At 62.9% G+C, this 23,846-nt stretch carries 23 protein-coding genes and 2 tRNA genes; 19 read left to right on the top strand and 6 right to left on the bottom strand.

Features of this window, described 5'->3' with window-relative positions; genetic code table 11:
• Nucleotides 1-36: 36 nt before the first annotated feature.
• The 11 genes from nrfD (at nt 37) to ACQZAB_RS04370 (ending at nt 11,316) form a co-directional block, all read left to right on the top strand.
• The gene (gene nrfD / locus ACQZAB_RS04420; protein WP_428387432.1) at nt 37-1,503 is read left to right on the top strand and encodes an NrfD/PsrC family molybdoenzyme membrane anchor subunit; all 1,467 of its coding nucleotides are present in this window, start codon (nt 37-39) and stop codon (nt 1,501-1,503) included.
• Nucleotides 1,500-2,111, top strand: a complete 612-nt coding sequence (locus tag ACQZAB_RS04415) for a DUF3341 domain-containing protein (protein ID WP_428387430.1) — start codon at nt 1,500-1,502, stop codon at nt 2,109-2,111. The genes nrfD and ACQZAB_RS04415 overlap by 4 nt, the downstream gene beginning before the upstream one ends.
• Nucleotides 2,112-2,118: 7 nt before the next feature.
• Nucleotides 2,119-2,868 (top strand): c-type cytochrome, encoded by a 750-nt coding sequence (locus ACQZAB_RS04410; protein ID WP_428387428.1) that lies wholly within the window; start codon nt 2,119-2,121, stop codon nt 2,866-2,868.
• Nucleotides 2,869-2,931: 63 nt separating this feature from the next.
• A complete protein-coding gene (locus ACQZAB_RS04405; RefSeq protein WP_428387426.1) occupies nt 2,932-4,380 on the top strand; it encodes a hypothetical protein in 1,449 nt (482 codons plus the stop codon).
• Between the two features lie 55 nt (nt 4,381-4,435).
• Nucleotides 4,436-4,822, top strand: coding sequence for a hypothetical protein (locus tag ACQZAB_RS04400; RefSeq protein WP_428387424.1), 387 nt, complete (start codon nt 4,436-4,438; stop codon nt 4,820-4,822).
• 80 nt (nt 4,823-4,902) lie between these two features.
• Nucleotides 4,903-5,838: an SCO family protein gene (locus tag ACQZAB_RS04395; RefSeq protein WP_428387422.1), complete on the top strand. Its 936-nt coding sequence runs from the start codon at nt 4,903-4,905 to the stop codon at nt 5,836-5,838.
• Nucleotides 5,839-5,950: 112 nt separating this feature from the next.
• Nucleotides 5,951-7,012, top strand: coding sequence for a c-type cytochrome (locus tag ACQZAB_RS04390; protein WP_428387420.1), 1,062 nt, complete (start codon nt 5,951-5,953; stop codon nt 7,010-7,012).
• Between the two features lie 73 nt (nt 7,013-7,085).
• Entirely contained in the window at nt 7,086-8,876 is a 1,791-nt protein-coding gene (locus ACQZAB_RS04385) for a cytochrome c oxidase subunit I (protein WP_428387419.1), read from the top strand.
• A 108-nt stretch (nt 8,877-8,984) separates the two neighbouring features.
• Nucleotides 8,985-10,109, top strand: a complete 1,125-nt coding sequence (locus tag ACQZAB_RS04380; protein ID WP_428387417.1) for a cytochrome c oxidase subunit 3 — start codon at nt 8,985-8,987, stop codon at nt 10,107-10,109.
• A gap of 80 nt (nt 10,110-10,189) precedes the next feature.
• Nucleotides 10,190-10,555 carry a cytochrome C oxidase subunit IV family protein gene (locus ACQZAB_RS04375; protein ID WP_428387416.1) on the top strand — a complete coding sequence of 122 codons (366 nt, stop codon included), beginning with the start codon at nt 10,190-10,192 and terminating at the stop codon, nt 10,553-10,555.
• A gap of 74 nt (nt 10,556-10,629) precedes the next feature.
• On the top strand, nt 10,630-11,316 hold the full coding sequence (locus tag ACQZAB_RS04370; protein WP_428387414.1) for a cytochrome c oxidase subunit 3: 687 nt from the start codon (nt 10,630-10,632) through the stop codon (nt 11,314-11,316).
• Between the two features lie 70 nt (nt 11,317-11,386).
• On the opposite strand, the gene ACQZAB_RS04365 is transcribed toward ACQZAB_RS04370, so the two are convergent.
• The 5 genes from ACQZAB_RS04365 to ACQZAB_RS04345 form a co-directional block, all read right to left on the bottom strand.
• Nucleotides 11,387-11,458: transfer RNA gene (locus ACQZAB_RS04365), tRNA-Gln, on the bottom strand.
• Between the two features lie 95 nt (nt 11,459-11,553).
• Nucleotides 11,554-12,225, bottom strand: a complete 672-nt coding sequence (locus tag ACQZAB_RS04360; RefSeq protein ID WP_428387412.1) for an HAD family hydrolase — start codon at nt 12,223-12,225, stop codon at nt 11,554-11,556.
• Nucleotides 12,225-12,938, bottom strand: coding sequence for a ribulose-phosphate 3-epimerase (rpe, locus tag ACQZAB_RS04355; protein ID WP_428387410.1), 714 nt, complete (start codon nt 12,936-12,938; stop codon nt 12,225-12,227). Before rpe ends, ACQZAB_RS04360 begins: the two co-directional genes overlap by 1 nt.
• Before the next feature lie 11 nt (nt 12,939-12,949).
• The gene (locus ACQZAB_RS04350; RefSeq protein ID WP_428387408.1) at nt 12,950-13,933 is read right to left on the bottom strand and encodes a hypothetical protein; all 984 of its coding nucleotides are present in this window, start codon (nt 13,931-13,933) and stop codon (nt 12,950-12,952) included.
• 100 nt (nt 13,934-14,033) lie between these two features.
• Nucleotides 14,034-15,224, bottom strand: a complete 1,191-nt coding sequence (locus ACQZAB_RS04345) for a phosphoglycerate kinase (protein ID WP_428387406.1) — start codon at nt 15,222-15,224, stop codon at nt 14,034-14,036.
• 116 nt (nt 15,225-15,340) lie between these two features.
• On the opposite strand from ACQZAB_RS04345, the gene ACQZAB_RS04340 reads away from it, so the two are divergent.
• Together ACQZAB_RS04340 and ACQZAB_RS04335 are read left to right on the top strand one after the other, a co-directional pair.
• Nucleotides 15,341-16,564 (top strand): glycine cleavage T C-terminal barrel domain-containing protein, encoded by a 1,224-nt coding sequence (locus ACQZAB_RS04340; RefSeq protein WP_428387405.1) that lies wholly within the window; start codon nt 15,341-15,343, stop codon nt 16,562-16,564.
• 121 nt (nt 16,565-16,685) lie between these two features.
• A complete protein-coding gene (locus tag ACQZAB_RS04335; RefSeq protein ID WP_428387403.1) occupies nt 16,686-17,426 on the top strand; it encodes an SDR family oxidoreductase in 741 nt (246 codons plus the stop codon).
• A 77-nt stretch (nt 17,427-17,503) separates the two neighbouring features.
• Here the strand turns inward: ACQZAB_RS04335 and ACQZAB_RS04330 are convergent, their stop codons facing one another.
• Complete coding sequence (locus tag ACQZAB_RS04330) at nt 17,504-18,259, bottom strand: metallophosphoesterase family protein (protein WP_428387401.1); 756 nt, start codon at nt 18,257-18,259, stop codon at nt 17,504-17,506.
• Nucleotides 18,260-18,454: 195 nt separating this feature from the next.
• On the opposite strand from ACQZAB_RS04330, the gene ACQZAB_RS04325 reads away from it, so the two are divergent.
• The 6 genes from ACQZAB_RS04325 (at nt 18,455) to ACQZAB_RS04300 (ending at nt 23,846) form a co-directional block, all read left to right on the top strand.
• A complete protein-coding gene (locus ACQZAB_RS04325; protein WP_428387399.1) occupies nt 18,455-19,537 on the top strand; it encodes a glycosyltransferase family 9 protein in 1,083 nt (360 codons plus the stop codon).
• A gap of 43 nt (nt 19,538-19,580) precedes the next feature.
• Nucleotides 19,581-20,891 carry a DUF4349 domain-containing protein gene (locus ACQZAB_RS04320; protein ID WP_428387397.1) on the top strand — a complete coding sequence of 437 codons (1,311 nt, stop codon included), beginning with the start codon at nt 19,581-19,583 and terminating at the stop codon, nt 20,889-20,891.
• Nucleotides 20,891-21,874: a hypothetical protein gene (locus ACQZAB_RS04315; RefSeq protein WP_428387395.1), complete on the top strand. Its 984-nt coding sequence runs from the start codon at nt 20,891-20,893 to the stop codon at nt 21,872-21,874. Before ACQZAB_RS04320 ends, ACQZAB_RS04315 begins: the two co-directional genes overlap by 1 nt.
• A 54-nt stretch (nt 21,875-21,928) precedes the next feature.
• Nucleotides 21,929-22,001: transfer RNA gene (locus ACQZAB_RS04310), tRNA-Glu, on the top strand.
• A gap of 84 nt (nt 22,002-22,085) precedes the next feature.
• Complete coding sequence (locus ACQZAB_RS04305; protein ID WP_428387393.1) at nt 22,086-22,712, top strand: carboxymuconolactone decarboxylase family protein; 627 nt, start codon at nt 22,086-22,088, stop codon at nt 22,710-22,712.
• A gap of 33 nt (nt 22,713-22,745) precedes the next feature.
• Entirely contained in the window at nt 22,746-23,846 is a 1,101-nt protein-coding gene (locus tag ACQZAB_RS04300; RefSeq protein ID WP_428387391.1) for a mannose-1-phosphate guanylyltransferase, read from the top strand.

Raw genomic sequence — 23,846 nt, 5'->3', positions numbered from 1 at the left:
CAGGCGGACAGCCCCGGGCAACCGGGATGAGAGACTATGGCGACGATCAACCCCTACAGCCCGGGCATCCCCGCGGACAACACCTACGACCACGCGTCGGAGCGTCCGCCTCTGATCACCGGGGCCAACGACTTCACGACGGTCACCGACAAGGTGGTCAATATCACCCTCGGCAAGCCGACTGGCTGGTGGTGGGTGGCTTTCCTGACCAGCAGCTTCATTGCGCTTCTATTTTTCGCTCAGATCGGCGTGCTGGTTACGACGGGTGTCGGTATCTGGGGCAACAACCAGCCGGTCTCCTGGGGTTTTCCGATCATCAACTTCGTGTTCTGGGTCGGTATCGGCCACGCGGGCACGCTGATCTCGGCCATCCTCTTCCTCTTCCGGCAGAACTGGCGGACCTCGATCAACCGGTTCGCGGAGGCGATGACCATCTTCGCCGTGGTCTGTGCCGGCATCTTCCCGCTGATCCACGTCGGCCGGCCCTGGCTGGCCTTCTGGCTGTTCCCGTATCCGAACCAGATGGCGATGTGGCCGCAGTTCCGGTCGCCGCTGCTCTGGGACGTGTTCGCGGTCTCGACCTACTTCAGCGTGTCGTTTGCCTTCTGGTACATCGGGATGGTTCCTGACCTGGCGACGATCCGCGACCGGGCCAAGAACCGGCTGACCCAGATCTTCTACGGCGTGCTCTCGCTCGGCTGGAACGGCTCGAGCCGTCATTGGGTGCGTTTCGAGCGGATGTACCTGCTGCTGGCGGCGCTGGCGACGCCGCTGGTGCTCTCGGTGCACTCGGTCGTGTCGTTCGACTTCGCGATCTCGCAGCTGCCGGGCTGGCACACGACGATCTTCCCGCCTTACTTCGTCGCCGGTGCGATCTACGGCGGTTTTGCGATGGTGCTGACACTGGCGATTCCCTGTCGGGTGATCTTCGGGATCAAGGACCTGATCACGCCTCGCCACATCGATCTGATGTGCAAGGTCATGCTGGGTACGGGGCTGATCGTGACGTTCGCCTACGCGATCGAGTTCTTCGTCGCCTACTACTCGAACCACCACTTCGAGCAGTTCCTGTTCCTGAACCGGCCGCTGGGTCCGTACGCAGCGGGCTTCTGGACGATGTTCGTCCTGAACTGCGTGATCCCGCAGATCCTGTGGATTCGTGCGTGTCGGATGAATGTCTGGACCGTGATGATCGCGGCGATGTCGGTGAACGCCGGCATGTGGTTCGAGCGTTACGTGATCGTCGTGACCTCGCTGCACCGCGACTTCCTGCCCTCGAGCTGGGATGACTTCGTGCCGACGTTCTACGACTTCGCCATGTTTGCCTGCTCGTTCGGGCTGTTCCTGAGTCTGTTCCTGATCTTCCTGAAGATTCTCCCGATCGTCGCGATCGCCGAGGTGAAGTCGGTCATGCCGCAGGCGCATGAGGGCCATGGCCACGACGACAATCCGGCCAGCGGTGATTTTGCTCGCGACAGCCACACCGAGGAGGAGGGACGATGACCGTTCTCGATGCCCCTTCACAAGCTGAGACCGTTTCTGCTGAAAATCCCGAGCTCTACGGGATCATCGCAGAGTTCAAGGACATGGACACGCTGATGCCCGCGGTACGCAAGTGCCGTGATCAGGGCCTTCAGAAGTGGGACGTGCACGCACCGTTCCCGATTCACGGGATTGATGAGGAGATGGGGCTCAAGCGCACGATCCTGCCTTACTTCGTGCTCTGGGCCGGCCTGCTCGGGATGAGCACCGGCATCATCCTGACGGTCTACACCATGGCCGGGCCCATCAACACCTGGCTCTGGGTGAACCTTGAGGCTTATCCCTACCTGATCTCGGGCAAGCCGTTCAACAGCTTCGCGGCGTACATCCCGCCGATCTTCGAGCTGACGATTCTGTTCGCGGCCTTCACGGCAGTCTTCTCGATGCTGGGTCTCAACGGCCTGCCGATGCTCTATCACCCGTTGTTCAAGAGCACGAACTTCCGGCGAGCGACGGCGGACCGTTTCTTCATCTGCATCGAGGCCCGTGACCCGCAGTTTGATCCTGAAAACACCTACAACTTCCTCCGTGATCTCGGTGCCGAGTCGGTGGAAGTGATCGAAGAGTAGCGCGACGATGGCCAAGCCCAACGATCCTGACATCAACCTACGGCTGCCCAAGCCACCCTTCCTACTGGTTGCCGCCATCCTTGTGGTCACCGCCTTTGCGCTGATCCCGCCTTCGATGGCCGCGCTGTCCCGGCAGACGAAGAAGGAGAATCCCCGGATTCACCTGTTCCAGGGCATGGACCACAACCTGGCCCCGAAGGCTCAGTCCTCCTCGGTGGTCTTTGCCGATGGCCGGGCCATGCGTCCGCGTGTGACCGGCACGGTGGCCCGGGGCGAGCTCCGTGAAGACGATCACTTTTATCGCGGCTATCAGGTCGTCGACGGCGAGACGGTTTACTACACCGGCTTTCCTGAAGGCTTTGAGGTATCCGACCGCACCATGATGCGTGGCATGGTTAAGTTCAACACCTTCTGCTATCCCTGCCACGGCAAGGATGGCTACGGCAACGGCCCTGTGCATATCCGGGCCAACTGGCTCTCTCAGCGGGACCCGTCCAACAACGCCTGGGTGCCGCCTTCCAACCTGCACGCGATCGACCCGACGACCAACCTGCCTCAGTACGGCAGCGAGCTGTACGCCGACGGCAAGATGTACAACGTGATCACCCACGGCATCCGCAACATGGCCGGCTATGGCCACAAGATCAAGACGGAAGACCGCTGGGCGATCGTCCTCTACATCCGGGCGCTGCAGCGGAGCCAGAACGCAAATCTGGCCGACGTGCCGGCAGACAAGGTTGAGCTGCTGGGCCGTTAGGTCCGGCGAGGTTCCCACGAGGGATCAACGGAAGTCAGAACCCCACTCAGACAGGGCAACACGGTGTCTCATCACGGACCACTCGAACTCCAGGAATCGGACAAGCGTCGCATCAGCGAAGGCCTCCGCGGTTACACCCCGGGCCTGCTGATTGCGGGCCTGATCGTTGTAGCGATTGCTTATGTGGCAGCGCTGTTCACCGATGATCGCAGCTGGGAACGCTTCGTCCATGCTTATCTGCTCAACGCGAGCTTCTACCTGACGCTCTCATTGGGCGGTCTGTTCTTCGTGCTGGGCACGCACCTGTTCCGCGCGGCCTGGTGCGCCTCGGTTCGTCGGATCCCCGAGGTGCTCGCTGCCAACCTTGGCGTCGTCGCCCTTCTATTTGTGCCGGTGCTGGTGATTATCTGGAGCAACACGGGCGCTCTTTACCCCTGGGCCCAGCCGTTTGAGCAGATGCCCGGTTATCACGCCGCGGCACCATCCCCTGAAACCGAGTCCGGCTATGCCCTCGCGGACGTCGAAGGTTTCGAGATCCAGATGATCGCCGATGAGCCACACGCCGACGGCGAGCATCACGGCGACGAAGCCGGTCACGCACACGGTGCCGAGATCAACCCTGCGGTGGATGGGGCCGGTCGGCAGATGACCTACTGGATGGTCTCCAGCAAGCAGCCCTGGCTGAGTAGCGGCTTTTTCACGATCCGGGTGATCTTCTACTTCGTCATCTGGATCGCGATGGCGTGGTGGTACTTCGGGCTCGGGCAACGTCAGGACGCATCGGGTGAAGCCAGCCTCTCTGCGACGCGAGAAACCTATGCCCCGCCTCTGGTTTTCGTGTACGCGTTGACGGTGGCGTTCGGCGCGATGGACATCGTGATGTCGCTCGACCCGGCCTTTTACTCGACCATGCTCCCGGTGATTGTGTTCACGGGTGGGTTCCTGTCGGCTTTGTGTCTGACGGTGCTGATCGCGCTGTACCTCCAGGGCAAGGGCTACCTGGGCTCGGTCAACGTCGAGCACTATCACGACCTGGGCAAGCTGATGTTCGCCTTCGTCTTCTTCTGGGGCTACACCAGCTTCAGCCAGTTCATGCTGTTGTGGTACGCCTCGATTCCCGAGACGGTCTACTGGCTCGAGAACCGGGGGCTGTCGATCTCCGAGCGTTTCATCAACGAGCCGACCGGCTGGTGGTGGATCTCTGCCGTCCTGCTCTTTGGCCACCTGCTGATCCCGTTTGCCTATCTCGTCACCCGTAAGACCAAGCGGAATCTCAGCTGGCTGGCCGTCGCGGCGGTCTGGCTGCTGATCATGCACTGGTTCGACATGTACTGGATGATCATGCCCGAGTTCAGCACCCCCACGGTGCCGGGCTTCACGGTGGAGGTGCTGCTGCTGATCGGCCTCGGCCTGATCTATGCCGCAGGCGTTGCCAGGCTCGCAGCGGGTCGCCACGCGATGGCGATCCACGACCCACGGATGCCCGAGTGTCTCGCGCTGAAGCAGCTGTGATCTTCCCTATGTTCCCGGCCCTCCCCGGCCTCCCGACTCCCCGGAGATCTGTTTGATGGATACCCACGCCGAGACCGGCCAAACCAAGACGCCGAAGCCCGAGCAGTTCGAGATCGGCATCAGCGTCCGCAACCTCACCCTGGTGCTGCTGGTTTTCATCCCGCTGCTCTTCGCGATCGTGGTGCTCACGAATGCGGGCTATCAATATGTCTGGAACCAAGCCTACTTCGAGAACTACATCCAGGGCGATCACTTCGCCGTGGATCCTGCGTCCGCCGTCGGTAAAACCGAATCTGACTTGCGCAACGAGCAATTTGCCAATATCGGGCTGGGTGCTGCCGCGGACGGCGCCTACGGTTGGAAAGACGAGAACGCAGGAACCGTCACGATCCCCATCGAGCGGGCGATGACCCTGACCGTCCGCGATCTCAACAACGAATGACCCGTGAGTGCGGGCCCTCCCGGCGTCGATTCACCTCGTTTGATCACCAACCCAGCCATGGGCCCGAAGGATGTCCGGCGATGACCGCCGCCCACCGCTTCACGTTGTTCGTCCCGATGCTCCTTGTGTCGCTGCTTCTGGCGTGCCCAGCTGCCGTTGCGCAGGAAGACCCGGCACCGGTACCCGCGGAGGTCGAGCCGCTGCTGCCGGGACAGCGTCAGGCTTACGAGCCGGCTAATCCACCGACCGACCGCATCGAACGGCTGCCGCCTGAGCTGGCCGAGGCCGATTTCGACGAATCGCATCTGGGCGACTTCGCCCCGCTAGACCTCGACTTTCGGGATGAGAATGGCAGGGCGGTCAAGCTGGCCGATTACTTCCGGGAAGGTAAGCCGGTCATCCTGAACATGGCCTACTACACCTGCCCGATGCTCTGCTCGCTGGTGCAGGAGTCGATCAGCAACGTCGTCAAGGAGATGGACTGGCTGCCGGGCGAGGATTACCAGATCGTCACGGTCAGCATCGATCCGCGGGAACGTCCCGAGCAGGCTCTGGCCAAGAAGCGCGAGGTGTTCCAGACCCTGGATACCTCCGCCGCGGACGGCTGGGCCTTCCTGACCGGTCGGGAGGCCGATATCCGGTCCCTAACTGATGCTGTGGGCTTTGGTTACCGCTACGTCGAGAGCCAGGGTGAGTACGTCCACGCCGCGGGCATCATCATTCTGTCGCCCGAGGGTCGGATCACCCGGTACTTCGTGATGCTCAATTACCCGGCCCGGACCGTCCGGCTGTCGCTAGTCGAAGCGTCCGAAGGGAAGGTGGGCTCGACACTGGATCGAATTCTCTTAACATGTCTGCAATGGAACGAGACCGAGGGCCGCTATGTCACCACGGCGAAAGCGCTCATGACCCTCGGCGGGGCTGCTACATTGATTGTCGTAGCGGCCAGTTTGGGGCTGTTGTTCGCGTTGGAAGGCTATCGCCGCCGATCAAATAGACTGAAAGAGGCTGCCTGATGCAGGCCGCCCAGAGAAGCGCTGGATACTATTAGGGAAAACCCCGATACTCATGGGTGTGCCGTGATTGGGGTTCACAGGGTTTCGACCCGCCAGATTGAGAGAGATACCGATGCTGATCGCGTCGTTTATTGATGAGTGGATCCTCAATTGGATGCCCCAGCAGGCCTCGACCAAGTCGGAGTCGATCGACTACGTCTTCTACTGGATCTACTGGGTGAGCGTGGTCGCGTTCCTCGCCATCGGCGTGTTGATGTTCTGGTTCGCCTACGTCTACAAGGCCAAAGATCCGGACGCGCTCGGCGAAGGGCCGACCCACAGCACGGCGCTGGAAGTCGCCTGGACGCTCCCGCCGACCGTCGCCGTGCTCGCCTTCTTCGCGATGGGCTTTGTCGGCTATCGGGACATCTCCGTCCCGCCTTCGAACACCTATCAGATCGTCGTGACCGGCTACAAGTGGGGCTGGTCTTTCCAGTATCCCAACGGCTATTCCGACGCCAACCTCCACGTACCTGCGGGCCGTCCGGTCGAGTTGATCCTGCAGTCGCAGGATGTGATCCACTCGGTCTTTATCCCCGATTTCCGGGTGAAAAAGGACTGCGTGCCCGGGCGCTACAACAAGCTCTGGTTCGAGACGGATTTTGACCCGGAAGACGCCGTGGAACTCGCTGCTGGCGACAACACCTTCAATGTCAACGAGCACGTGCTGTTCTGCACCGAATACTGCGGCAACAAGCACTCGCAGATGCTTGCCCAGGTCTATGTCCACACGCCCGAGAACTTCGCCGCCTGGCTGGAGTCGGCCGCCGACATCACCAAGGTCCCGCCCATCGAGGCCGGCGAAGCGTTGACCGTTAAGTCTGGCTGTCTCCAGTGCCACTCGGTTGATGGCACCTCGATGATCGGCCCGAGCTTCCTGAACCTTTACAACAAGGAAGGCCAGTACACGACGGGTGAGAGCTACGTCGCCGACGCCAACTGCATCCGCGAGTCGATTCTGTACCCCGGTGCCCACATCGTCGCCGGCTACCAGAACGTGATGCCTTCGTACAAGGGCCGGCTCAAGGACGTCGAGTTGTTCGCGATCATTGAGTACCTCAAGTCGATCAGTGATCTCCACCAGGAGACGGCTGCGACCGACTGGGCGGCGATCGAAGAAACGCCCGCCGAGTAAGCCAAAGATAGAGACAGACGAGAGATAGCCGCCGGCATGATCCGGCACCTGGAAAGAGCAAAGGGACGAAGCCATGTCCGTCATCACAACGCCCGGAACCGTGACAGGTCAGGACACACACGGCGACCACCACGCCGACTACATCACCGCTGAGAAGGGCCTCTGGTCCTGGCTGACCAGTGTTGACCACAAGCGTATCGGCCTCATGTACATGGGCCCGGTGCTCTTCTCGTTCTTCCTCGGCGGGGTCTTCGCCCTTATCGCCCGCACCGAGCTGCTTTCGAACGAGTGGATGCTGCTGAGCGACGAGGCCGCGGCCAACGACTTCTACAACCACTCCTTCACCCTCCACGGCGCGGTGATGACGTTCCTGTTCATCATCCCCGCGATCCCGGCGATCCTCGGCAACTTCGCCCTGCCGATGATGCTCGGCACCAAGGACGTGGCCTTCCCCAAGCTCAACCTCGTCTCCTGGTACCTCTACATGGCCGGGATGGTCTTCTTCGTCTGGATTCTGCTCAGCGGAGCGATCGGCGTGCTTATGTATGCCAATGGCGTGACCCCGCCGAGCTGGCTGCCCGTCGGTCTGGATACCGGCTGGACCTTCTACACGCCCTATTCGACCCAGACGAGTACCCAGGTCGTCGCGGCGACGATGGGTGTGTTCATCCTCGGTTTCTCCTCGATCCTCACCGGCCTGAACTTTATCGCGACGGTTCACATGCTCCGTCCCAAGTGGATGAGCTGGTTCCAGATCCCGCTGTTTGTCTGGGCTCTCTACGCCACGGCGATCATCCAGGTCCTCGCGACCCCGGTGCTGGCCATCACCCTGCTGCTGCTGATCGCTGAGCGCACCCTGGGCATCGGCATCTTCGATCCGGCCCTGGGCGGCGACCCGGTGCTCTATCAGCACTTCTTCTGGTTCTACTCGCACCCCGCGGTGTACATCATGATCCTCCCGGCTCTGGGCATTATCTCCGAGCTGATCTCAACCTTCTCGCGCAAGAGCATCTTCGGCTACAAGTTCATCGCCTTCTCCTCCGTGGCGATCGCGATCTTCGGCTTCATCGTCTGGGGCCACCATATGTTCACATCGGGTCAGTCGGCTCTGCTCAACGCCGTCTTCTCGCTGCTGACCATGAGTGTAGCGATCCCCTCGGCGATCAAGGTCTTCAACTGGCTCGCGACGATGTGGAAGGGCCAGATCCGGCTCGACACCCCGATGCTCTACGCCCTGGGCTTCATCTGGCTGTTCGCCATCGGCGGGCTGACTGGGCTCTTCCTCGCGACCCTGTCCACCGACATCTTCTTCCACGACACCTACTTCGTGGTGGCTCACTTCCACTACGTCATGGTCGGCTCCACCCTCTTTGCCTTCATCGGCGGCATGTACTATTGGTGGCCCAAGATGTTCGGCCGGTCCTATGTCGAATCGACGGGCAAGTGGGCCGCGATCGTCGTGTTCATCGGCTTCAACCTGACCTTCTTCATCCAGTTCCTGGCCGGCACCAAGGGCATGCCCCGCCGGTACGCCCACTTCCTGGATGAGTACGCCTGGTACCACTTTATCTCGACCATCGGCTCCTACGTGCTGGCCGTCGGCCTGTTCATGGTGCTCTGGAACTGGCTGCACTCGCTCTTTGCCGGCGAGAAGGCCTCGGCGAACCCCTGGGGTGCCAACTCGCTGGAGTGGTACACCAGCTCCCCGCCGCCGCAGCACAACTTCATCGGCGAAGCCCCGACCGTGCTCGATCCTTACGACCACGCCAACTGGAAGTATGATGAGCAGCAGAAGGGCTATGTGGTCCGCAAGGACCCCGAGGAGTACGCCAAGGAGTTCGCCGCTCAAGGCGGGCACCACTAAAGGGTCGATAACCCCCATGACTTCCATCCGAGCCCGGTTGACGCCGGGCTCGGCACTTTCCGAGACGAGCACCTTCCCCCCACGGGAACGATACGAGGTTCAGCATCTATGACCGAGGCCAGCGACCACGGGCACGCACACGAGGGCGAGCCGCATCACCCACACCTCGCCCACCACTTCCACACCCCCAGACAGCAGTTCGAGTCTGCCAAGCTGGGGCTCTGGCTCTTCATGGCCACGGAAGTGCTGATGTTCGGCGGGCTGTTCTGCGCCTACGCCATCTACCGCGGGAATCACAAAGAGGTCTACCTCTACTCTCACAAGTTCCTCGATACCAATCTCGGGCTCATCAACACCATCGTGCTGCTGACCTCGTCGCTGACGATGGCCTGGGCCGTCCGGGCCGCGATGAAGGGCCAGCAGGCGTTGCTGCTCGCCATGCTCTGCCTGACGTTCGCAGGCGGCTGCGGCTTCATGGCCATCAAGACCATCGAATACACCAGCAAGTTCGATTCCGGCCTCTACCCCGGCTGGAACAACGCTTATTACCCTCTCGATGCCGCCGCTTCGGAAGAAGCGCAGGCCGCCCGACTCAACAAGATCAACAACTACCTCGACCGCAAATATCTGGGCAAGTACATCTGGGGCGAAGACTACAAGTACAAGGAAGACCCCCACTTCTACGACCCCCACAAGCATCATGATGGCGAGAAACACGCTGACGCAGGTGAGGAAGGCCAGACCTACGCGATCGTTCCTCACGACGGTGGCCCTACCGATCACGCCGGTCACGACCACAGCCCCGCGACCGAGTTGGCGGGTTACGTGCCGATCGAAGGCGAGGAAGTCCATCACCAGGAGTCGGGGCCGTCGGAGGTCTCGCTGATTGCCCCGCCCGTTGAGGCCTCGAGCGCGACGACGGCCGCCTTCGCCCAGCCCCGTTCCGACGACCACCACTCACACGGGCACGCGCGGGTCATCACCTTCATGGACCTGCCCGTCGAAGAGCAGAACCGTGTTCATATTTTCTACCAGATCTACTACATGATGACCGGCCTGCACGGCATCCACGTCCTGATCGGCATGGGCCTGATGGTCTGGCTCATCATCCGCACCCTTGGCGGCGCCTTCGGCCCCGACAACTTCACCACCATCGAGGGCTTCGGCATCTACTGGCACTTGGTCGACCTCATCTGGATCTTCCTGTTCCCGCTGCTCTACCTGATCCACTGACCCCCCCACCCAGCCGGAAACAGCAGCAGACCCCCGACTGCCTTCAAACCCAAGCTAAGACACCCTGAAGAGACGACACGATGTCCCACTCCAACGAACCCCAGATCGACGATTACGGCTACGACCGCAGCTTCAACCACCCGTTGCCCGTCGGCGAGATGCTCCTGACCTTCGCCGGGCTGCTCTTCCTGACCTGGCTGACCTACGCCGTGACCGTCTACGACTTTGGCTACACCATCAACCTTGTCGTCGCCATGGCGATCGCCTTCATGAAAGCCAGCCTCGTGGCCTGGATCTTCATGCACCTCAAGGCGGATGCCCCCCTCAACGGCATCATCCTGATCGGCTCGCTGCTCTTTGTGACGCTGTTCATCACCTTCGCGCTGATGGACACCAACGCCTATCAGGGCTTCCTCGAGCGTCCGTCGATCGTTCAGACGCCCTGACCCGATCAGGCCAATCGGCTTGGCGCGCCTAGAATCCGTTTAGCAGATAGTCCCTGAGAAACGGAGCGAGAGCGATGTCACAAGCCGTCACACAGCCTTCTCCAGCTGATCACGTGGTGCCCAAAAAAGTCGGGGATTTCGGGATGTGGCTCTTCCTTGCCTCTCTCGCGATGCTCTTTATCGCCTCGATGCTGGCCTACGTGATCGTCCGCATCAACGGGATGATGGAGAAGACCAACGCCATCACGGGCGAGCCCATCCCCGCCAGCGGACCGGCCTGGGGCTCGCTGAACATCCCGCCCAGCCTCTGGATTTCGACCGTCGTCATTCTGGTTTCCAGCTTCACCATCCACCGGGCGCTCACCCACATCCGGTTGGAACGCCAGGCCGCTTTTCGAAGGATGATGGCGGTGACCCTCGGGCTGGCCTTTGCCTTCCTGATCGTCCAGGGCCCGAGCCTCGGCACCCTGCTGACCGACCACTGGAACGCCATGGAGCAGCGTGAACTGCTCGCGGCCCCGGGCGCACCGGCCGGAGCCGTGCCCAACAACGCCCTCTACGGAGCCGTCTTCTTCCTCATTCTGGTCCACGCCCTGCACGTGCTAGGCGGGATTATCCCTCTCGCCGTCACCACCCGGCAGGCCTATCGGCACCGGTACGACCACGAGCACCACGCGCCGGTCAAGCACCTCGTCATGTACTGGCACTTTCTCGATGGCGTCTGGATCGCGATGTTCGGCGTCCTGCTGATCACGGCATGACACAGCCATCCCGCAGCCTGTTTCCCCGCTCTCTGTTCTTCAGCTTTCCAGAGTGGTCATCTCCGAAAAACTGGCCCTCAGGGACTCGAACCCCGACTAACTGGACCAGAACCAGTCGTGCTGCCAATTACACCAAGGGCCATCAGGCATCGCTGCCGAGTTCTTCATCGTAGAACCGCACGCCCTTAGCGTCAAAAATATCCCCGCGTCCGAGCCCAGCATAGCGAAACTCGGCCTTCAGACGGCCTGTTTCGACGCCATCAGCCCCGCGATCACGTCCAGATCCAGTTCCTCCAGGGACTGAATCACCCGATCGGCCCCTTCAAAGGCCTGGCCGGTCGTGACCCGGTTAGGCACCGCCACGGCGAACAACCCCGCCCGAGACGCCGAGAGTATGCCGTTGGGCGAATCCTCCAGAGCCAGCGTCGCCGCTGGCAGAGTCTCCATCCGTCGGCAGGCCTCGGCAAACGGCCCGGGTTCGGGCTTGTGCGTCTCGGTCTCCTCTCGGGTCACCAAGATCGGGAATGCCTCTGCCAGACCGTGTTTCTGGAGATAGCCCGAGACCCAGGGGCGGTCGGAGCCGGAAGCGATTGACAGCCTGAGCCCCCTCGCCTGTGCCCGTTCGACGAGCTTCCGAACGCCGGGCAGCAACTCCGATTCATCGATCAGGCGGAGGACTTTGGCACGCCGTTCCCGATCAAAGCGCTCGCGGTCGAGTTTCTGCCCGACCTGTTCTTCGAGGTGTGCGAAGAAGTCGAACATCCAGGCCGGCCGCCCGAGCACATCGATCCAACGCTCGATCGGCAGGTCGTGCCCGTGCATCTCGTAGAGCGATCGCCACGCCAGATACTGCGGGTACTCGGTATCGAGCATCAGCCCGTCGAAATCGAAGACGATGCCCTCGAGCATCAGGCCGGCTCCGCCGAGCGATGAAACGCCTCGATGACCGCCGACCGGTCCTCGGCTCCGAACAAGGCAGATGCCGTCACCATCACATCGACGCCGTGTGCGGCCGCCTCTCGGCAGGTCATGGGATTCAGCCCGCCATCCATCTCGATTCTCAGGGCGTCGCCGGCCAGCTCCCGCAGGGCTTTCGCCTTGGGTAACACCTCCGGCATGAACGCCTGCCCGGACAGCCCAGGGTTCACGCTCATCACCAGCACCATCTCGATCTCCGGCAGCACCGGTTCGATCACCCGTATCGCCGATGCGAAATCGGTAGGGGGGTTCACGACCAGCCCCGCCTCAGCGCCGGCAGTGTGGATCTGTGAAATCAGTGCACTCGCCTCATACCCGTCTTTCTTGAGCGGACGGCAGACCTCCACGTGGAAGGTCAGCATGTTCGCGCCGGCCTCGGCATAGGCCTCGATGTAATCATCGGGCCGCTCGACCATCAGGTGCACATCCAGATAGGTGTCCGGCAGATGCCGGCGCAACCCCCTGATCATGTCCACACCCATGGTCAGGTTCTTCGCGAAGTGCCCGTCCATGACGTCGACGTGCAGCAGGTCGGCCCCACGGTCGAGCACGTCCCTGGCGTCCTCGGCCATCCGCCCGAAGTCCGCCGAGAGGATCGACGCAGAAACCTGCGGCCGCTCGGGTTTGTCTCTTAGCCTCAGCATCGTCTTGGGTCTCAAAAAGCCAGCCGCAGCCCCGCACGGATGAACGGAGCATCGTCCAGATCACGGAAGGTGTTGTCATCCCTCCGGTCGAACCCGGTCGTGAATTCCTGGTTGTAGGCCAGGCCGACACCGAAGCTCACTTCAACCTCTTCCTCCGGCCGCCAGTTGGTGCCGACTTCCAATCGGCTCTGCTCGAAGAAGAGCCGTCGATCCTCGGGCAGCGCGTTGGTCGCGTACGACTCGGCCTGCCGGCCCAGCGAGACGAAGACATCCCACTCATCCGTGAGCAGATAAGTCACCTCGGCCTCGACCGATTCCGGGAAGAAGAAGGTCGCTTCGACACGCAGGCGTTCGACGGGGTTCCACACCACACTCGTGAAGGGAAAACCAACCGTCACCACCAGGGGCTGCTCGGTCTGCAGCCGACGGGTGTACAGGATGCCCGGCAGCGGGACATCCGGGAACACACTTCGGTTGCCATCCCAGTCCAACAGAACCGTGACCGATGTGAACTCGTCAAGCTGCTTGGTGCCGGCGATTCCCGCGGCTCCGTAGAAGCCATCGTCGCGATCGAAGGACAGGTCACCATCCTCGTCATATGACTGGCCCGCATAACCGACGCCGAGGCCCCAGGACAGCGACCAGTCATCCTCCAGCACGTAGGTGTTGCCGCCCCCAAAGAAGACATCGACAAAACCATCGGGCAGAGCGGGGTCCGACGAATCAACGCCTAACCCATGGAAACGAAACCGCAGCGATGAACGAAGGTCTTCAGTCTCCTGCAGCAGGCCCCTGATCTCGAAGTCGGTGATCCGCACGCTCACATCGATACCGTTCTGCTCGATCTCGCTACCAAACACCGCGAGTGCCTGAGCCTCGATCTCTACCTGCTTGTCAGGCGCAAACGGCATGAGCACCCCGGTCAGGGAAGACTCGGCGAGCGCAGGACTGCAAGACAGACCGCCAAGTAGGATCGCTAGCATGGTTCGTTTCATGGCAGGCACCTTTGGTAATTTCGCGTTGAGCATGCAACGGTGAGGGAGTCTAGAGTCCGGGAATCTGGCAGGCAGAACAGCGGCCCGTCATCACAAGTCGTCACTTCTCGTCGAGCAGCTCTACGCTGTTGAACTTCTTGCCTTCGAGCATCTCCAGGCTGGCGCCGCCACCCGTGCTGACGTGCGAGACGCGATCGGCAAACCCCATCTGCTGGATCGCCGCGGCGCTGTCACCACCACCGATGATGCTGACGGCCTCCGAGTCGGCCACGGCCTGAGCGACCGCTTTGGTGCCTTCATCAAAAGGCGGCATCTCGAACACGCCCATCGGTCCGTTCCAGACCAGCGTCTTGGCTCCCCTGGCGATCTCGGCAAAGAGCTTCGCCGATTCAGGACCGATGTCCAGGCCCTCATACCCATCCGGGATCTCGCCCGACTTGACCACCTGCTTCTGGCAGTCACCCGAGAAGTCGTCGCCAGCGTGCGTATCCACGGGCAGCACCAGCTTGTCGCCAGCCTTCTCGATCAGCTGCTTGGCCAGGTCCACCTTGTCGGGCTCGACCAGGCTCCCGCCCACCGCGCCGCCCTGGGCGAGCGAGAAGGTGTAGGCCATCGCCCCGCCGATGAGCACCTTGTCACAGATGCCCAGCAGGTTGTCGATGACGTTGATCTTGTCAGAGACCTTCGCCCCGCCAAGGATCGCTACGAAAGTCCGGGCCGGGCTGCCGATCGCTTCGGACAGGTACTGGATCTCCTTCTCCACCAGGAAGCCGCACACCGCAGGCTTGCCGTCGGCCTTCATCGCTCGTGGCACCGCGACCATCGAAGCGTGGTCACGGTGGCAGGTACCAAACGCATCGTTGCAGTAGACATCCCCAAACCCCGCGAGCGTCGCGGCGAAAGCCCCATCGCCCTTCTTTTCAGCCTTGGCGAACCGCAGGTTCTCCAGCAGCACCACCCCGCCGGCTTCGAGCCCGGCGACCTTCGCCTGGGCATCCTCCCCAACCGTGTCGCTGGCAAACGCCACCTCACGACCCAGCAACTCCCCGAGCCGCACCCCCGCGGGAGCCAGTGAGTATGCCGGCTCAGGCCCGTCACCGGCTGGCCGCCCGAGATGGCTCATCAGCACCAGCGAGCCGCCCCGATCCAGGACCGAACTGATCGAGTCCAGCGCCATCCGGATCCGACGATCGTCGGTGATGGCTCCGTCCTTGAGCGGGACGTTGAAATCAACCCGCATCAAGACCTTCTTGCCCGCCACGTCCAAGTCGGCGATGGTTTGCTTAGCCACGTCGGCCATCCTCCAAAAGCAAGCGAAGACCGCTTGAAGTCCCTAAAACAATGACAGATGCAACGACGAGCGCCCTGCCTGGCCTAGAGCATAACATTCGATAGATAACTCCGATCATGAACGACTTTCTCGCCCATCTTGAGTCCCTCGGCGCCGAGTTTCTCCCCTACGGACCCGATGCCGAATCCGCCGTCCAGATCCCCGAGCACGTCGGCGCCTTCGAGGCCGAATATGCCGCCATCCGCCGCCGCGTCGGCATCATGGCCATGCCCCAGCAGGCCGTGCTCAACGTCACAGGCGAGGACCGGCAGGACTTCCTCCACCGCCTCGTGACGCAGGAGATCAACGCCCTCACCGGCGGGCAGACCACCCGTTCCTTCCAACTCGACGGCAAAGGCTGCATCCTCGCCGATATGCTCGTCCATCACGGCGACCTCAACACCTGGCTGGAGATGGATCGCTTCCGGTTGCCGGCCGTCCACGAACTCCTCGAAAGCCGCCTGTTCACCGAGGATGTCGCCCTCACCCCGCAGACCGATCAGCGTCTCTTTCTGGCCCTCATCGGACCGGCCAGCCTCCGCCTGCTCGAAGCCGTCGCGACGCACACCGTCGACGACCTCGACATCGCCGCCCTCGGGAGGATGCCCAAGACCACGCACGTCGTCGAGATCGCGGGCGTCCGCGTCTCCGCCAGCCGCTGGGACATGGCCGGCGAGCTAGCCATCCGCCTCGCCGTCCCGATCGAAGCCGCCGTTCACATCCATCAGACCCTCCTCGATGCCGCCGGCTACGAGCCCAACGCCGAGGCCGATGCCGACTTCGCCGAGCGGCGTCGGGAGTCGCTCCGCGGCCGGCCGGTGGGCTGGGCCGCCTACAACACCGCACGCATCGAGGCTGGCGAGGCTCTCTTCGGCATCGACTTCGGCACCGACTGCCGGCCCGCCGAGGCCGGCCAGGCGATCATGGATGAGACGGTCTCCTTCACCAAAGGCTGCTACCTCGGCCAGGAAGTCGTCGCCCGGATGCACAACCTCGGCCACCCCAAACGGCTGCTCGTCGGACTCGACATCCAAGGCGACCGGCTGCCCGTGGCCGGCTCGCAGGTCCTCAAAGCCCAGAAAGCCGAAGACCCCGACCAGCCCCCCACCCCCACACTCGACGTGATCGGTGCGGTCACCTCCTCCACGATCTCCCCGCTCCGGGGCGGCAGTGCCCTGGCCCTCGCGATGGTCAAGTGGGGCCAGCACCGCCCGGGCACAACGCTGTTCACCACCGAGCTGGGTGAGGCCGTGCCCGCCACCGTCGGTCAGCCGGGCGTCGAGAGCCTCAGAGCCAAATAGAACCGATCTCGCATCGCCCTGAGGCCTGATTTTGAAGAAAACCTGGAATCCGTGGAATCATTATTCGTTGCAACAGATTATCTCTTGGTCAGCATGATCACCCACTTCAGGAGACCGAACCATGGGATTTGAAATCAGCAACAGCGTCGCCCTCGTCACCGGAGCCAACCGCGGCATCGGCAAGAGCATCGTTGAAACCCTCATTGCCCAGGGAGCCGCCAAGGTTTACGCCGCCGTCCGCAACCCGGACTCCGCCGCCGACCTCGTCGCCACCCATGACGGCAAGGTCGTTGCCCTCGAACTCGATGTGACGAGGCCCGAGACCATCACCGCCGCCGCACAGACCGCTTCCGATGTCAACCTCGTCATCAACAACGCCGGCGTCCTCCGCAACTCAGACCCGCTCGCCGATGACGCCATCGACAACCTCCAGTTCGAGATCGACGTCAATGTGTCCGGCCTGATCCGCGTCGCGCAGGCCTTCGCACCGGTCCTCAAGGCCAACGGCGGCGGAGCCTTCGCCAACCTCAATTCCGTCGCCTCCATCAAGAACTTCACGCCCTTCAGCACCTATTCCGCCTCCAAGGCCGCCGCCTACGCGATCACCCAGGGCCTGAGAGACACCCTCGGCGCACAAAACACCCACGTCCTCTCCGTGCACCCCGGGCCCATCGCCACGGACATGGCCGACCAGGCCGGCATGGAAGGCGGCGACCCGCCCAGCGTCGTTGCCGAGGGCATCGTCACCGCGCTGGCTCAGGGCGACTTCCACCTCTTTCCGGACACCATGGCCCGCCAGATCTGGGGCGCATACGAGTCCTACGCCAACAACATCGTCGAGGCCGACCTCGCCGAAGCCTGATCCCACCCCCTCCAACATCAACTTCTCCTCGGCGAGCCCGCGACCCCACCGGTGGCGGGCTCGCTTCTTTGCACGGCCTACCGGCCTTCGACCAGCCGCTGACCCAGAAAATCATTGAGTTCAGGGATCTGCTCGAACTTCGCGACCACCGCATCGATGTCGTAATCGACTCGGTAGAAGCTCACCTGCTGGTTCTCGACGACCGCGTAAGAGGCACGCGGATCACGGTCGCGCGGCTGACCGACCGATCCCGGATTCACGATGCACTTCTCTTCCTCCGAAAACGGATACGCCCCGCCAAGATCGGAAGGGGGGTAGAAGTCCGGCTCATCCGTGAACACGCCCGGCACATGCGTGTGCCCGACAAAGCAGACACTCTTGAAGCGATCGAAGATCTGCTGAACCTTCTGCGGGCTCGTGATCACGTCGTCCGGAAAGATGTACTCGTTGATCGGCCGCCGAGGCGACGCGTGCACGCACAACGCGCCCTCGAACACCTGACGGATCCCAAGGTTGCCCAGAAACTCCCACCGCTCCCGACGCAGGGCCGGGTCCGGTTCCGATTCAAGCTCCGCCCGGGTCCAGAACGCCGCCGCCTCTGCTGTCGCGTTGAAGCCCGTCGGCTCGTACAACGCCGCGAAGTCGTGGTTCCCCATCAACGCCCAGAGGCATCGCTGCTTGACCAGGTCCAGGCACTCCCGTGGGTTCGGGCCATAGCCAATGATGTCGCCCAGGCAGATGATCTGCTCGATGCCCTTGCTGTCGATGTCCGCGAGCACCGCTTGCAGCGCATCGAGGTTGCCGTGGATGTCAGAGATCAGTGCCGTTGCCATAGAAAGGCCTTACCCGTCACCAGCGATGGCTCGCGAGCCATCGCCGGTCGCTGTTCCGTGACGATTCGACCCAAAGTCTGAGGATTTCGCTGCATAAAGCAAGCTGTCACCTCGAAGTACGGTCAAGTATCATCGGCAGTCATGGCCAGAGGCGTTGAGGTTCCAGGTCGCAGGGGCAGCCGGGACGGCACCCGGATGCTGATCGTGCGCCCCTCGGCCCTCGGCGACGTTGCCCGAACCGTCCCCGCCCTGGTCGCCCTCAAACAGACCTTCCCGCAGACCACCATCGACTGGCTGGTCCACCCCGCCTACGCCGACGCCATCCGCTGCCACCCGGATCTCGACGCCACCATCCCCTTCGATCGCGAAGGCCTCTCGGGCTTTGGCTGGCGCTGGTCGGCCACGAAAGCCGGCTTCGGCCTCGCCCGAAATCTCCGCCAACACCGCTACGACCGCGTCTACGACCTACAGGGCCTCGCCCGCTCGGGGCTCTACACCTACTTCTCGGGTTGCCGCTACCGCGTCGGCTTTTCGGACGCCCGCGAGGGTGCCCGCTTCGCCTACAACCGACGCCATCGGGTGAATGAGGTCCACACCGTCGATCGCATGCTCGGCCTGCTCCGAGCCGATGGCGTCCAGGTCGCCAAAGAGCCGGATCTTCGCCTCTACACCCCGCCCGAAGAAGCCAGCTGGGCCCATAGCTACCTCCAGGACCGCGACATCGATCCCGCCGAGGGCTATCTCTGCATCGCCCCCACCGCCCAGTGGGGCTGCAAGCAGTGGCCGCTCGACGGCTGGGCCAAGCTCATCACCCGTGTCGTCAATGAACGCCATGCCAACGGCAAGGTCCTCGTGCTCTCGGCCCCGCATGAGGCTGAATCACTCAACCCGCTCCGCGCCGCCCTCGACACCGATATCGAAGTCTCCAAACGCGTGTTCTTCCCCGAAACCGCCACCGTCGGCCGCCTCATGGGCCTGCTCGGTGCCTCCAGCATGGTCGTCTCCAACGATTCCGCCGCCCTGCACCTCGCCGTGGGCCTCCTCCGGCCGGTCGTCGGCATCTTCGGCCCCACCGATCCCGCCAGAGTCGGCCCCTACGGCCACCAGATGGCCGTCGTCCAGCCTTCCGAGGCCCGCAGGCCCGGGTTCAGGTTCGACTACCGCCAACACCGCGACGACCCCTCACTCATCGCCCAGGTCGCCGTCGAAGCCGTCTGGTCCACCCTCGAAAGAGTCGCGGGAACCTCCGCCGACCTCCAGGCGTCTGTACTCGGGTAACCTCGGCTCTCATCCAAGCCCCACCCGACCCAGGAGTACCCCCATGTGGGCCAAACGACTCATCGCCCTCGCCACCCTCATCATCATCCTCGCCCTGGTCATCGCGATCATGGTGCCGGCCGCGAATCAGCCCGAGCAGAGTGGATATGAGGCCTACGTGGGGATCCAACTAGCAGAGGTCATGCCTGCAGAAAATCAGGAAGAAAAGCTGGTCTATCCCAGCCATTGGCCAGAGTTGTCACAAAGAAGACTCGATGCAACAAGCTCCTCAGTACGAAATCTCGCTGGTCAGAGCGGCGCAATGGGTGGGTTGGCACTCGCGAGTTCTGAAGCGGACTCGGTGCCCGCAACTGTCCTTGATTCCGAAACCCCCACCACCGACCGCGAAATCATCTACACCGCCACCCTCCGTCTCGCCGTCGAGAACGTTAGCTCGACCCTCACCTACCTCAAAGCCTACGCCGAATCGCTGGGCGGACACATGGAGCAGCAGGGCTCCAGCATGATCCGCTTCCGTCTGCCCCCCGAGCAGTTCGACACCGCCATCGAGCAGATCAACGGCATCGGCGAAGTCCGCGACCAGCAGATCAACGCCCAGGATGTCACCTCTCAGGTCCGCGATATCGAGATCGAACTCCAAACCGCCACCACCTCTCGAGAGCGCCTCCTCGCCCTGCTCGAAAAGGCCGAACGCGTCGAGGACATCGTCCAGATCGAACGCGAGCTCCGCCGGCTCAACACCCAGATCGATCAGATCGAGGGCCGCCGCCGCTACTTCGCCGACCAGGTCGCCATGTCCACCATCACCGTCATGCTCAACGCCAAGGTCCCGCAGGAGCCGACCGACCCCGCGATGCCCTTCGTCTGGGTCGACAAGCTCGCCTTCGAACTACTCAACCCCTCGCGCACACCCCCCACCTCCGAATCCTACGACGATGGCGTCCGCATCGACCTGCCCGAAGCCTTTGTCCGCCACTACCAGCAGGACTACGTCACGATGGCCCTCGCCGCCGATGGCGTCGGCCTCAAGATCATCCGCCACCAGAACTACGACGAAGCCAGCCTCGACTTCTGGCTCGGCCTCGCCCGCAACACCCTCATCGATCAGCTCGGCATCCCCGTCGATGTCCCGGTCATGGACCGGCTCAACGGCCGCTGGTGGGGCAAGTCCTCGACCCCCATCGCCATGCTCGAAGGCACCAAGACTGTCGCCGCCGTCGAGCAGAGCTACCTCCTCGGCCTCGTTGCCACCGACCGCTACGTCTACACCATCGAGGCCTGGGGCCCCGCCGAAGCCCTCGCCAACCACCGCAGCAGCCTCGTCGACGCCATGATGACCCTGAGGGTCCGCTGATGAGACTGCTCTGCGGCATCGACGAAGCCGGCTACGGCCCGCTGCTCGGACCTCTCACCATCGCACGCGCCGTCATCGAAGTGCCCGACGCCGACGACCCCGAGCAGCCGATCGATGTCTGGTCCCTAGTGACCCGGGCTGTCCACAAGACCCTCACCGGCCGCAAAGGCCGACTCGTCGTCGCCGACTCAAAAAAATTCGGTATCCGCACCGCAGGACTCACCAATCTCGAAGCCAGCTGCCTCGCCTTCGCCCACGCCGCCGGCTGCGACACCACCCGGGCCGACCTCTTCTTCGACGCCCTAAGCGAAACCACTCACCAGCAACTCGATCACCTGCCCTGGTACGCCCCCACCGCCGAGCACCCCTGGCAATCACTACCCACCGCCTCGACACCCGGCGAGCACGCCATCGCCCGGTCCATGCTCCAGACCACCCTCACCGCCGCCAACGTCAGGATCCGCGACCTCGGCCTGAGTCTGGTCTTCGAAGACACCTTCAACGACCTCGTCGCGAAAACCCACTCCAAAGCCTCCGCCAGCTTCACCTACGTCGCCCGCCACCTCATCGCCATCTGGCGCGACCACGGCCGCCAGCACCCCCACGTCGTCATCGACCGCCAGTCCGGCCGCACCCGCTACCGCGAACTGCTCGCCATGCTCCTGCCCGACGCCCAGCTCCGCATCCTCGACGAAACCCCGCAGCGTTCCGCCTACCAGCTCACCGAAGCCGACCGAACCATCACCGTCAGCTTCGAGACCAAGGCCGACGGCAACCACTTCCCGGTCGCCCTCGCCTCCATGCTCGCCAAGTACAGCCGCGAACTGATGATGGATCGTCTCAACAGCTACTTCATCCGCCACCTGCCCGACCTCAAGCCCACCGCCGGCTACACCACCGATGGCCGCCGCTTCATGAACGACCTCAAACCACACCTCCCGGCCCTAGACATCCATCCCCATAGCCTCTGCCGGATTGCCTGAGCCATCACGCCCGCTGGACCCTCTCCCTTCCCCTTCTATAATGCTGGGCTCGACGCCCCGTTCGTCTAGTGGCCTAGGACACCGCCCTCTCACGGCGGCGACATGGGTTCAAATCCCATACGGGGTATTGCCTGCCTCCTGCGAGGCCGGTCAAAAGACCGGTTTTTCATGGCCTGCTACACAAAAGCTTGCTTGATCCTAAGATGACCCCATGAACACCAACCCTCCGGCGGACTGGAACCAGATCCCAGCCGATACCCAGGCGCTCCTCGAAACCATCGCAACCGAACTCAAGGTCCATCAGGCTCCCGCCGCCTTCTGGCAGCTAGCCAGGGTCCCCGCCCTCCTCGCCGATCACTGGACCAATCTCAAAACGCAGCTGATCGATGGCGGGCCCCTCGAACCTCACGAACGCGCCGCCGTCGCATGGGCCACGATCTCTCTCAATCCCTGCACGTCCGCCTACCAGGCGATCGATCACATCACCGCCGATGTGCTCTCCGAAGCCCAGCGACTCGAAGCCGTCGCCATCGCCTCCATCTGCACCACCTACAACACCCTCTTCAAGTTCCGCCACATGGCCGGCAACGACGATATCGAAGCCCTCCGCGCCGGCCTGCGCGTCAAAACCTTCAAAGAAACCTCCTTCGCAAACGCCACCTCCGAGCTGATCTCCGTCGGCGTCTCCGCCATCAACGCCTGCGAGCTCTGCGTCGCAGCCCACACCCGCAAAGCCCTGTCACTTGGCATGGGCCCCGAGCAGGTCGACCACGCCGTCAAGATCGCCGCCGTCGTCGATTCGATGACACGCTTTCTCGCCGCCTGCCCCGACCGTTAAAGCCTCCTCACACCCACCCGCTAAACTGCTGGCATGAGATACGCCGTCATCATTGCCGGAGGGTCGGGCACGCGCCTCTGGCCCATGTCCACCCGCGACCTGCCCAAGCAGCTCATCCCGCTGTTCAACGGCAAATCCCTGCTCGAACTCGCCGTCGAACGCCTGCTCAAGCTCGTCGATGCCGACCGGCTCTACATCTGCGCCGGTGAGAGCATGAAGGACGCCATGCTCAGCCGCATCCCCTCGCTCTCCGCCGATCGTTTCATCGCCGAACCCGTCGGCCGCGACACCCTCAACGCCGTCGCCCTCAGCTGTGCCGTCCTCCAGGAGGTCGATCCCGAGGCCACCGTCGGCATCTTCACCGCTGACCAGCTCATCGAGCCCGTCGACACCTTCTGCGAAGTCGCCAGCGCCGGCTATGACACAGCCGAAGCCGCCGACGACCTGCTCGTCACCTTCGGCGTCCAGCCCACCCACCCCGCCACCGGCTACGGCTACCTCGAACTCACCTCGCAGCTCCCCGAATCCGACCGCGCTCGGAACGTCGGTACCTTCAAGGAAAAACCCGACCTCGCCACCGCCGAGTCCTACCTCCAGGCCGGCGCCGATCGCTTCCTCTGGAACTCCGGCATGTTCGTCTGGCAGGCCAAAACCCTGCTCAATGCGACCAAACAGTTCGCCCCCGACAACCACACCGAGATCCTCAAACTCGCCCAGACCTGGAACACCCCGGACTGGTCCGCCAAAGCCGCAGAGATCTATCCCAATCTCAAGAAGATCAGCATCGACTTCGCCGTCATGGAGCCCGCCTCCGAAGCCGACAACTTCCGCGTCGCCGCGCTGCCCATGCCCGTCCGCTGGCTCGATGTCGGCTCCTGGCCAAGCTACCAGCAGACCCTAGACCCCGACGACCACGAGAACACCTCCTCAGGCTGCAAGCACCTGCTGCTCGACTGCAAGAACACGCTTGCCGCTTCCGACGATCCCAACCACCTCATCGCCGCCATCGGCGTCAAAGACCTCATCATCATCCGCACCGACAAGGCCACCCTTGTCTGCCGTGCCGAAGACGCCGAACGCATCAAGCAACTCCACGCCGCCATCGGTACCGAGCACGGCGACAGCTACCTCTAG

The sequence above is a fragment of the Mucisphaera sp. genome (assembly GCF_965279675.1).
GTDB lineage: Bacteria > Planctomycetota > Phycisphaerae > Phycisphaerales > Phycisphaeraceae > Mucisphaera.
This window is presented reverse-complemented; position numbering and strand designations above follow the sequence as displayed.

Bases quoted from the DNA above. Each gene is read 5' to 3' on its own strand.
- nrfD (WP_428387432.1), top strand. From the start codon at position 37: ATGGCGACGATCAACCCCTACAGCCCGGGCATCCCCGCGGACAACACC.
- ACQZAB_RS04415 (WP_428387430.1), top strand. From the start codon at position 1,500: ATGACCGTTCTCGATGCCCCTTCACAAGCTGAGACCGTTTCTGCTGAA.
- ACQZAB_RS04410 (WP_428387428.1), top strand. From the start codon at position 2,119: ATGGCCAAGCCCAACGATCCTGACATCAACCTACGGCTGCCCAAGCCA.
- ACQZAB_RS04400 (WP_428387424.1), top strand. From the start codon at position 4,436: ATGGATACCCACGCCGAGACCGGCCAAACCAAGACGCCGAAGCCCGAG.
- ACQZAB_RS04395 (WP_428387422.1), top strand. From the start codon at position 4,903: ATGACCGCCGCCCACCGCTTCACGTTGTTCGTCCCGATGCTCCTTGTG.
- ACQZAB_RS04390 (WP_428387420.1), top strand. From the start codon at position 5,951: ATGCTGATCGCGTCGTTTATTGATGAGTGGATCCTCAATTGGATGCCC.
- ACQZAB_RS04385 (WP_428387419.1), top strand. From the start codon at position 7,086: ATGTCCGTCATCACAACGCCCGGAACCGTGACAGGTCAGGACACACAC.
- ACQZAB_RS04380 (WP_428387417.1), top strand. From the start codon at position 8,985: ATGACCGAGGCCAGCGACCACGGGCACGCACACGAGGGCGAGCCGCAT.
- ACQZAB_RS04375 (WP_428387416.1), top strand. From the start codon at position 10,190: ATGTCCCACTCCAACGAACCCCAGATCGACGATTACGGCTACGACCGC.
- ACQZAB_RS04370 (WP_428387414.1), top strand. From the start codon at position 10,630: ATGTCACAAGCCGTCACACAGCCTTCTCCAGCTGATCACGTGGTGCCC.
- ACQZAB_RS04360 (WP_428387412.1), bottom strand. From the start codon at position 12,225: ATGCTCGAGGGCATCGTCTTCGATTTCGACGGGCTGATGCTCGATACC.
- rpe (WP_428387410.1), bottom strand. From the start codon at position 12,938: ATGCTGAGGCTAAGAGACAAACCCGAGCGGCCGCAGGTTTCTGCGTCG.
- ACQZAB_RS04350 (WP_428387408.1), bottom strand. From the start codon at position 13,933: ATGAAACGAACCATGCTAGCGATCCTACTTGGCGGTCTGTCTTGCAGT.
- ACQZAB_RS04340 (WP_428387405.1), top strand. From the start codon at position 15,341: ATGAACGACTTTCTCGCCCATCTTGAGTCCCTCGGCGCCGAGTTTCTC.
- ACQZAB_RS04335 (WP_428387403.1), top strand. From the start codon at position 16,686: ATGGGATTTGAAATCAGCAACAGCGTCGCCCTCGTCACCGGAGCCAAC.
- ACQZAB_RS04330 (WP_428387401.1), bottom strand. From the start codon at position 18,259: ATGGCAACGGCACTGATCTCTGACATCCACGGCAACCTCGATGCGCTG.
- ACQZAB_RS04325 (WP_428387399.1), top strand. From the start codon at position 18,455: ATGCTGATCGTGCGCCCCTCGGCCCTCGGCGACGTTGCCCGAACCGTC.
- ACQZAB_RS04320 (WP_428387397.1), top strand. From the start codon at position 19,581: ATGTGGGCCAAACGACTCATCGCCCTCGCCACCCTCATCATCATCCTC.
- ACQZAB_RS04315 (WP_428387395.1), top strand. From the start codon at position 20,891: ATGAGACTGCTCTGCGGCATCGACGAAGCCGGCTACGGCCCGCTGCTC.
- ACQZAB_RS04305 (WP_428387393.1), top strand. From the start codon at position 22,086: ATGAACACCAACCCTCCGGCGGACTGGAACCAGATCCCAGCCGATACC.
- ACQZAB_RS04300 (WP_428387391.1), top strand. From the start codon at position 22,746: ATGAGATACGCCGTCATCATTGCCGGAGGGTCGGGCACGCGCCTCTGG.